The sequence below is a fragment of the Butyrivibrio sp. XBB1001 genome (genome assembly GCF_000424505.1).
Classification (GTDB): domain Bacteria; phylum Bacillota; class Clostridia; order Lachnospirales; family Lachnospiraceae; genus Butyrivibrio.
Genome location: NZ_AUKA01000008.1, coordinates 145,830 through 154,598 on the forward strand (window position 1 = coordinate 145,830; position 8,769 = coordinate 154,598).

Sequence of the window (8,769 nt, forward strand, 5' to 3'; positions counted from 1 at the left end):
CGTCGAAGGGAGGAGTGTGCAATGTGTAATTATTGTGTTCCTGGAAGTGAAAAGCTTGAAGAATGCATCTATAACAAGAAGATAGATGCAGGCATTCTAGGGGGACTATTCCTTGACATGAGAGTTGATAGTGACAACAGCGCGGTAAGAGTAGACATCGGCAATTCGAATGGTGAGGGAGCTGGAGACTTAATCAAAATCAATTATTGCCCTTTTTGTGGCAGGGATTTGAACGAGGAAGCCAGCTAAAGTATTGAGGCTAGTGTTGATATAAATGTGTGAAAGAAGGCAGATCAGATCATTCTGGTCTGCTATTTTTTTACAGCCAAACAAAGGGTATAATATAGCAGTTGATGGCCGGGGAAAAGTTGACTAAAAAGGAAGAGATGACCGTTTACCTGCTCTATCTGAAGAACGATTAGAGAAACGCCATGGATAACACATGATATCTATAAATGCTACAGTAACAACCCTTTTATAATAAGGCATTAAACCAAATATTAAATCGCGCTATAACAAGTTAAAACTTGAAATCAAAGGCGTTTTTGAGGTGTTTTTGTACATGGAATGTATTTTAAAGGTGACTAAAAAGGGAATGATATTTAAACCTTGTATCGAATAAGGAATCATAATGACAGATCAGGAATTTATAGCCAAATATGGAAGCAAACTAAATACTCAGCAGCTGGAAGCTGTCAGGGCCACGGAAGGACCGGTGCTTCTTCTTGCTGTTCCAGGGAGCGGTAAGACCACGGTTCTGGTCAATCGACTTGGATACATGCTCTATGTTAAGGGGATTGATCCTTCAAATATCCTAACTCTTACCTATACAGTGGCAGCTACGAGGGATATGGCAGAACGTTTTACAGCTCTTTTTGGAGAGGATATCTCTGACAGGCTTGAGTTCAGGACCATAAATGGAATATGTGCCAAGATCATAGCTCACTATGGAAGACTTATCGGCAAGACTTCATTTGAGCTTATCACTGACGAAAAGATCTCCGGTAAGCTCCTTACTGACATCTTTGTGAAGATCATGAAGGAGTACCCCACAGAGAGCGATATAAAGGCAGTACGGACGCTTATCACCTACTGCAAGAACATGATGCTCGAGCCTAAAGAGATTAAAGAGCTGGGTGAAAATGAAGGAATAGAGCTTCTGGATATCTACGAGAGCTACAATCGTGAGCTCAAGGCCAGAAGTCTTATGGACTATGATGATCAGATGATCTATGCCTACAGGATGCTTAAAGGTTCAAAAGATTTATTAGAGTTCTACAGGGATAAGTATCGCTATATCTGTGTGGATGAAGCCCAGGACACTTCAAAGGTTCAGCATATGATAATAGCTCTTTTGTCAGGTGAAAAGGGCAATCTGTTTATGGTAGGGGATGAGGACCAGAGTATATATGGATTCAGAGCAGCATATCCTGATGCGCTTCTTCATTTCGAGAAGGAGCATCGTGGAGCCAAAGTCCTTATCATGGACAAGAACTACAGGTCCAATGCCAAGATTGTAGAAACGGCAGACAGATTCATTCAAAAGAACTTCAGCCGTCATGAAAAGCATATGTGCGCTACAAGGGAGGCAGAGAGCGACATCAGCTTTATATCCTTAAGTACCAGGGAATCTCAGTATAAGTACCTGCTGGAGATGGCAAAAGACGTAAAGACCCAGACAGCAGTACTTTATAGGGATAATGAGAGCATTTTGCCGCTTGTAGATCTGCTACTTAGGGAAAATGTTCCTTACAGGATAAAGAATGCAGACATGGCTTTCTTTACACACAGAGTAGTGGTAGATGCTGTAAATATCCTGAAGTTCTGCCTTAACCCTTCAGATCCCGAGCTGTTTATGAGGATATACTTCAAGTTCCAGACCTTCCTTCGTAAACCTGACGCTGAAGCCATGTGCAGGATAGCGGATGATAGGCATATAGGGATTCTGGATGCTGCAGAGTATGTAGATATAAATAAACATGTTTTAGGCAACGTAAGGGCCCTTAGGACGCATTTTAGAAATATGGCTTCAGAATCTACCTACAAAGCCATAAACAGGATGGACAGGTTTATGGGCTATGGGGATTACCTTCGGGATAACAATATTGATGACAACAAGCTCTTTATCCTGAAGATGATATCTAAGAATGAGCCTACGATAGAAGGATTTCTTGAAAGGCTTGAAGAACTGCGCCAGATCCTTACTGATGGTGAGGTCAATTACAAAAGCAAGCTGATACTTTCTACCATACATTCCAGCAAGGGCCTTGAGTATGACACTGTGTACCTGATGGACGTAATAAATGGTGTATTCCCAAGTAAGATCATTGGCTTTAAGTCGGCTTCCCCAAAGGAAAAGCGTGATTATGAGGAGGAGCGAAGGATCTTTTACGTTGGAATTACCAGGGCAAAGGATAAGCTCTGCATATTCAAGTACGGCGATGAGGCTTCCATATTTGTCTCAGAGATAAATCCTGAGCAAAAGCCCATAAAGAAAGAGAAGGTAAAACGGAAGAAGGAGAATGTACTTCGTAAGCCGACTCCTCTTTTAAAGAAAAGGCCCGCGGTTACAAGTAAGGATAATGTCCCGGATAGTCTTATTATAGGTGAGCGTATATCATCTCCCAGGTACGGAGAAGGCACCATTACTGATGTTGTTTGGGATGACGATGAGATTCCTATGAAGTTTACCGTGGAGTTTGATTCTGGGAATGAGAGGATATTCATGTATCCCTTTGCTTTTACGACAGGGATGAAGGTAATAGAGTGAGAGGCGATGGTAAGGTGACAGTAAGAAAACGGATAAGAAAGATCTTTACAAAGCAGGAGCAGATGTCAGAAGCTCTTTTTCTGAATCTTATCCTGGCATTTAGCGGCGGTTTTCAGGACGCATACACCTACATGGTGAGGGATAATGTATTTGCCAATGCTCAGACCGGAAATGTAGTGCTTATGAGCACTTATCTCATGCAGGGACTGTGGCAAAGAGGACTGATGTACCTGTTTCCGCTGTTTTCCTTCATGGCAGGTATATTTATCTCTGATAACGTAGGCTTTTATTATCGGAATGCGAAAAAGATACACTGGAGACAGGGGATAGTAGCTGTAGAAGCGTTGATAATGTTGATTGCGGCATTTCTTCCGCAAAACCTGAATATGCTCTGTAACTGTCTCATCTCTTTTTCCTGCGCGCTGCAGGTGCAGTCCTTTAAGAAAGTGCATGGAAATGTGTATGCCAGCACCATGTGCATCGGAAACATAAGGAGCGGAGTGGTGTCTTTTTCCAAGTATCTTAAGACCAAGGATGTTAAGGATATCAGAAAAGCAGGAGACTATTTTGCAGTGATAGTGACTTTTGCAATAGGAGCCGGATTTGGCGGCAATCTATCAGAGCTATACATGGAAAAGACAATCCTCGTATCTTGTGTGTTGTTAATCATCTGCTCGTTTCTTATGGATCTTGATAAAGACTGATATTGCTGCAGTCTAGGTACATGTTTAACGGAGAGGAGACCATAATGAACGTAACCAGGATAGAGGATGATCGCTTAAAACCATGCCCATTCTGCGGTGAGAAACCGTGGCTGGCGCAGAGTTATGCAAAATATGGCTTTTGTAGCAGCCTGGATGAATTACCAGAGGGAGCTGAAGCCAGGGAGAATAGAGGAACAGAAGAAGACCCCAGTATCTTATGGGAAATGAAGACTTATCGTGTGAAGTGTGGCACATCTAAATGCTTTGGAAATCACTCGCAGTATTATTATCTTAGCATAGATGAATCATTAAAATATTGGAATAACAGGGTTTGAGAGGAGATTGTATGAAAAAAGTTGAGATTATTGCGCTGATAGGTGCTATTACAGTATTGTCTGCAGGTTGTGGCAGCAAGCCTGCAGATGTGTCGGGTAAAGAAACAGCAATAGAGACTGCCACTGCGGAGGATTCAGTAAAAGAGAGCCTTCAGGCGCCGGTAGTAAAGGACGGAGTGATGGAGCCGGGAGAAGATGCCATAAACGTTGTATTTGAGTGGAATCCTGTTGATGGTGCAGATGGCTACGAAGTCCTCGAAGAGAATAAGTTTTGTGAAGAAGATGAGTATCGAGAAGTGACCGAGGATAGCACATCTGTTATCACTGATACCTCTTATGTTACCGGAGCGCAGGATGACTTTGATTTCAGGATTAAGGTAAGAGCTTACCGGGGAGACGGTGAAAACAGGGAATATAGTGAGTGGAGTGACTACTCATATGGCAGTTCCTACGATAAAGCGGACAAGGTATCAGGCATTGAGTCTTCAACAGGATCTGCCACACCTGAAGAAGCAGATGCTCTGTTTAAGCAGGCTATAAACGGGGAAATTATTGTCAATGCAGTCTACGAGGACGGGACTGATATTTCTTTCTGGATACCTGATCTGCCACAAGACCCTGAGGAGTGGGACAGTTATTCTGTTGGCGAGAGAGTAGACCTTGATAACGACGGAGTTAATGAGCTTATTCTAAACGGACCCTATGGCGGCAAATACCTGGATGCAAGGGACGGCGGAGTTTATCAGCTCGCTGAGGGAGAAGGAACTGCTGGGCAGCTGTATTACGCGGAATATGATGGAAAGACATATATCTGTCACGTGGACAATTCTCATGGCGGCAGAGAGATCTTTTTGATGGACCAGTACAATGGGAATGGCGCAATCGTAGAATCTACGTCGCTTACAGCTGAATACTGGGACTACGTAGAGTTTACTGCGGATGCTGCTGTATGCCATTTTGGAGACGAGGAAATATCGGTTGAAAGATATCTGGAACTAAGAAAAGAGATTTTTAAGTATTAAAGATGAATACAGAAATGACTAAACTGCAGGACATCTTGCCTTTTTGGGAAAAACTGTATATAATTCTAATTAACCGAAATGGATTTGGGCTAAATTGATTTCGGTTAATTGCATTTAGGTGGATGGAGGATAAACATGAAGGATATATTCCGAGGTCGATCTGCTGAGCTTAAGATACTTGATAAAAAATTCAAACAAAAGGGCTTTGTAATGACGGTTTTGTACGGCCGAAGAAGAGTAGGCAAAACGAAACTGGTTAATAAGTTTATTCAGGATCATGACTGTAAGAGCATCTCTTTCACAGCAGTCGAGCGAGAAGAGTCTGAATTACTGTCAATGATGACAGAGGCTGTCCTTACGGCGCTAGCACCGGATATGCTTGGAGATATCAGCTTTAACAGTTTTGAGAAATTATTTGATTTCATCGGCAGACAGGCTGAAAGGGAGAGAATAGTTTTCTTTATAGATGAATACCCATATCTGGCAAAGCAATGTCCATATATTCAGTCAGTTCTGCAGAAGACCATAGATACAAGGTGGAACACGGGGAATCTGTTTTTTATTCTGTGTGGTTCTCTTGTCAGTTTCATGAAAGAAGAGGTACTTGCAGAGTCTGCTCCATTACATGGCAGAAGCAATTTAGAGCTTAAGCTCAGACCATTCAATTATCTGGAGACAGCAGATTTCCTCGAGGGATTTTCGAATGAAGACAAAGCTATATGCTATGGGCTAACGAATGGTGTAGCGAAATATCTAGAACAATTTGATACGAGTTTGTCATTAGAAGAGAACATTATAGACCAGTTCTACTCTGTAGGAGGTTATTTCTCTGAAGAGCAGGTTAAGACGGTTGTTTCAAGCGAAAAACAGAGCCCTGCTCTTTATAATTCGATTATTTCGGCGGTGGCTACAGGGCATACAAAGAATGGAGAAATAGCCACTTATATCGGTTCTGATGATGTAACGTATCCATTAAAGGTCCTTGTTGGTGCAGAAATACTGGAAAAAAGGATGTCTAAGAAGCCGTACTATGTACTAAATGATAGCATGCTGGAATTTTGGTTTAGATATGTTAACAGGGCAACCAGTCTCATAAATGCAGGCAGAGGAGAAACATATTATCATTCCAATGTTAAGGAACATCTGCATGATTTCATGGGAAAAGTATTTGAAAAGATGGCTAAAGAGTATCTTATATTGAATGCCGGACTTAATGGATTGCCGGTTTTGACAGAGATAACTGATTATCAGGCATCAGTTCTTGATGAGAACAAGGAGCAGATGCAGATAGAGATCGATCTTCTTGGAAAGAACGACAAGAACATTATGTTGGTTGGCGAGTGTAAGTTTAAGAATTCCCCGTTCGATAAAGAAGAGTTTGAATGGTTCATGGACAAAATTAAATACATACCTGCGTCAGCTCCAGTGATATGTATTTTTTCTCTTGGTGGTTTTACAAAGTACGTAAAGGAAAATGCAGGAACGTGCATGCTAATCGGCATTGATGATATGTATTGAACATCCCAGAAGAGTGCAGAATAATGCTAAAAGATAAAGATATTCGGGAACCGTTTTTTGACTTCCTTGAGGATACATATGGGAAAGTCCGGATAATTGAAGAAAAGACCATGGGTCGCTCCAGAGCGGATCTTGTGATGGTTACAGAAGACAGCCTCGTTGGTATTGAGATAAAGAGCGATGCTGATACCTATGCAAGGTTGGTGACTCAGGTAAAGGACTACGACAAGTACTATGATTACAACATTGCTGTAGTTGGTTCCAGCCATGGGATCCATATAAAAGAGCATGTTCCGGTGCATTGGGGCATAATCACCGTTGAAGAGGTGGATGGAGTACCTGATTTTTACATGCTAAGAAAGCCTGAAACCAACCCAAACATGAAGCTTGAGAATAAGCTTAAGATCCTTTGGAGACCTGAGCTTGCTCTTATTCAGGAAAAGTATGGAATGGCAAAGTACAAGGAAAAGAGCAAGTCTTTTGTAATTGATAAGATCAGCGCTCTTGTTCCGGATATTGTTACTATGGAGGCCCTGTCCGGTACTATCAGCAATATTCTCTTTGAAAGAGACTACAGCAAGGTGGCGGAAACCCTTACAGAGTACCGCAAGGGAGAGCTTCAGAAGGCTATAGAAAAAGAGACTGATCCTAAGAAAAAGCTTGAACTCATGGTAGAACAGGCTGAAAAGAGTAATAACTTTACTAAAAAGACCAAGAGAAGACGCAGGAGAAGATAAGATGGCATCGCCAGTTAGTATAAAGAGTGCAACTGCGAAGAAAGCGCAGAAAACATGAAAGAGATAAATATCAAAGGCATTCTTCTTACAATAATCGGAGCAGCTTGCTGGGGGTTGTCCGGATCCGTGGGGCAGTACTTATTTGACGTTCAGGGGATGGACAGCAGATGGCTGGTGCCGATAAGGCTTGGAGTATCGGGAATACTCATACTGATTTACTGTTTTATAAAATATGGTAAAACAACTCTTAATCCCTGGAAGACCAGAAACAGGGCGGTTCTTATGGTCGTATATGGCGTTCTGGGCGTATCGGCCTGTCAGTTCCTGTATTTCCTTACGATTGAGCTGTCAAATGCAGCTATAGGAACGATTTTACAGGATCTGGCACCTCTTTTTATTCTGGGATATACCTGCATAACCATGAAAAGAAAGCCGGGGGCTTTTGAGGTTATATCAATCATACTGGCGATGCTTGGAGTATTTCTTTTAACTACTCATGGAAGTATAGATAACATGTCTGTCTCAGCGCCGGCGCTTATTGCAGGAGTCGGAAGTGCGTTTTGTGTTATGGTCTACAACGTTCTTGCACCAAAGCTTTCAGATGACATACCGGTCATTGTGGCCCAGGGATGGTCATTCCTTATGGGAGGCATCGCAACTGCGCTGTTATTCAGAACATGGACTATAGATTATAAGCCAGGATTTATGGGCTTACTTGGTATCGCTTTTGTTGTTGTCATAGGAAATATCTGCGCTTTTACTTTGTATATCAGTGGTGTGAAGCAGATAGGCCCACAAAAGGCAATCTTGTATAGCTTCGCAGAGCCAATAACTGCAGCAATCATTTCCGTTACTGTGCTTGGAACGTCGTTTACTGTATTTGATGCATTGGGATTTTTGTTGATCTTTGCTATGCTGTGGCTTATAACATTGTTTGGTAAAAAACAAAGCTAAAATAAAGGATTGCTTTTATCGTTTTGTTATTCATATTTTATCGAATATTAACATAATAATGATAGAATTAAATATGAACATTTAAGGCAAAGTACAACGATAAGGCGAGTGTATCATGAAATCAAAAAGGATCTATACTACTATCAGCATAGCCCTCCTTTTCCTGGTAATCTGTCTGGGCGTCTTTTTGACGCCTGTTTTTGCTTCGTCTGATTCTCCTGCTACAGTATTTACAATTGGTGTGCCTGTAGATAGATGTCCTATGTTCTATCTTGATACAGCCACCGGCGAGATTGCAGGAATCGGCGTTGATCTTATGGAATCCGCTGCCAAAGAGGCTGGTTTCAATGTCACATTCAAAGCTATAAGTGAATCAAATCTTAAGGAAGCCCTTGATAGTACTGAGTACGATCTTGTTATGCCCTTTGGAAGTGCTGTTTCAAGTGCATCTGGTCAAGCGACCATCGTATCGGACAATCTCATCCAGACCCCATTTACCCTTGTGACTACAGATAAGCACTCTATTTCTGACATAAATACCATCAGAGTAGGCATGCTAAAATCACAGGGCGGAGTAGCAGAAACTGTAAAGCAGTTATACCCTGGAATAACGATAAACCTTTACAATTCCATGGCTGATTGCATTAAAGCGCTTAGAAATGAAGAGGTAGATGCACTTTTACATAACTCATATGCGTGGAGCTATGTGCTTCAAAAGCCATCCTATAA

Annotated in this window: 9 protein-coding genes; all 9 read left to right on the top strand. The window is 41.8% G+C overall.

Features of this window, described 5'->3' with window-relative positions; translation table 11 throughout:
• Nucleotides 1-21: 21 nt before the first annotated feature.
• Complete coding sequence (locus tag G631_RS18730) at nucleotides 22-249, top strand: hypothetical protein (RefSeq protein ID WP_022770722.1); 228 nt, start codon at nucleotides 22-24, stop codon at nucleotides 247-249.
• Nucleotides 250-631: 382 nt separating this feature from the next.
• Nucleotides 632-2,770: an ATP-dependent helicase gene (locus G631_RS0109220; RefSeq protein ID WP_035776553.1), complete on the top strand. Its 2,139-nt coding sequence runs from the start codon at nucleotides 632-634 to the stop codon at nucleotides 2,768-2,770.
• 14 nt (nucleotides 2,771-2,784) lie between these two features.
• Nucleotides 2,785-3,474: a YoaK family protein gene (locus G631_RS0109225; protein ID WP_026489192.1), complete on the top strand. Its 690-nt coding sequence runs from the start codon at nucleotides 2,785-2,787 to the stop codon at nucleotides 3,472-3,474.
• 44 nt (nucleotides 3,475-3,518) lie between these two features.
• The gene (locus G631_RS0109230) at nucleotides 3,519-3,809 is read left to right on the top strand and encodes a hypothetical protein (RefSeq protein WP_026489193.1); all 291 of its coding nucleotides are present in this window, start codon (nucleotides 3,519-3,521) and stop codon (nucleotides 3,807-3,809) included.
• Between the two features lie 11 nt (nucleotides 3,810-3,820).
• On the top strand, nucleotides 3,821-4,831 hold the full coding sequence (locus G631_RS0109235) for a hypothetical protein (RefSeq protein WP_022770726.1): 1,011 nt from the start codon (nucleotides 3,821-3,823) through the stop codon (nucleotides 4,829-4,831).
• 135 nt (nucleotides 4,832-4,966) lie between these two features.
• A complete protein-coding gene (locus G631_RS0109240) occupies nucleotides 4,967-6,349 on the top strand; it encodes an ATP-binding protein (protein WP_022770727.1) in 1,383 nt (460 codons plus the stop codon).
• A 23-nt stretch (nucleotides 6,350-6,372) separates the two neighbouring features.
• On the top strand, nucleotides 6,373-7,086 hold the full coding sequence (locus G631_RS0109245; RefSeq protein WP_026489194.1) for a sce7726 family protein: 714 nt from the start codon (nucleotides 6,373-6,375) through the stop codon (nucleotides 7,084-7,086).
• A 54-nt stretch (nucleotides 7,087-7,140) separates the two neighbouring features.
• Nucleotides 7,141-8,040, top strand: coding sequence for a DMT family transporter (locus tag G631_RS0109250; protein WP_022770729.1), 900 nt, complete (start codon nucleotides 7,141-7,143; stop codon nucleotides 8,038-8,040).
• A gap of 115 nt (nucleotides 8,041-8,155) precedes the next feature.
• The coding region (locus tag G631_RS0109255) for a substrate-binding periplasmic protein (RefSeq protein WP_026489195.1) at nucleotides 8,156-8,769 on the top strand (614 nt) is incomplete at its 3' end.

Coding starts and splice junctions, on each gene's coding strand:
- G631_RS18730 (WP_022770722.1), top strand. CDS start 22: ATGTGTAATTATTGTGTTCCTGGAAGTGAAAAGCTTGAAGAATGCATC.
- G631_RS0109220 (WP_035776553.1), top strand. CDS start 632: ATGACAGATCAGGAATTTATAGCCAAATATGGAAGCAAACTAAATACT.
- G631_RS0109230 (WP_026489193.1), top strand. CDS start 3,519: ATGAACGTAACCAGGATAGAGGATGATCGCTTAAAACCATGCCCATTC.
- G631_RS0109235 (WP_022770726.1), top strand. CDS start 3,821: ATGAAAAAAGTTGAGATTATTGCGCTGATAGGTGCTATTACAGTATTG.
- G631_RS0109240 (WP_022770727.1), top strand. CDS start 4,967: ATGAAGGATATATTCCGAGGTCGATCTGCTGAGCTTAAGATACTTGAT.
- G631_RS0109245 (WP_026489194.1), top strand. CDS start 6,373: ATGCTAAAAGATAAAGATATTCGGGAACCGTTTTTTGACTTCCTTGAG.
- G631_RS0109250 (WP_022770729.1), top strand. CDS start 7,141: ATGAAAGAGATAAATATCAAAGGCATTCTTCTTACAATAATCGGAGCA.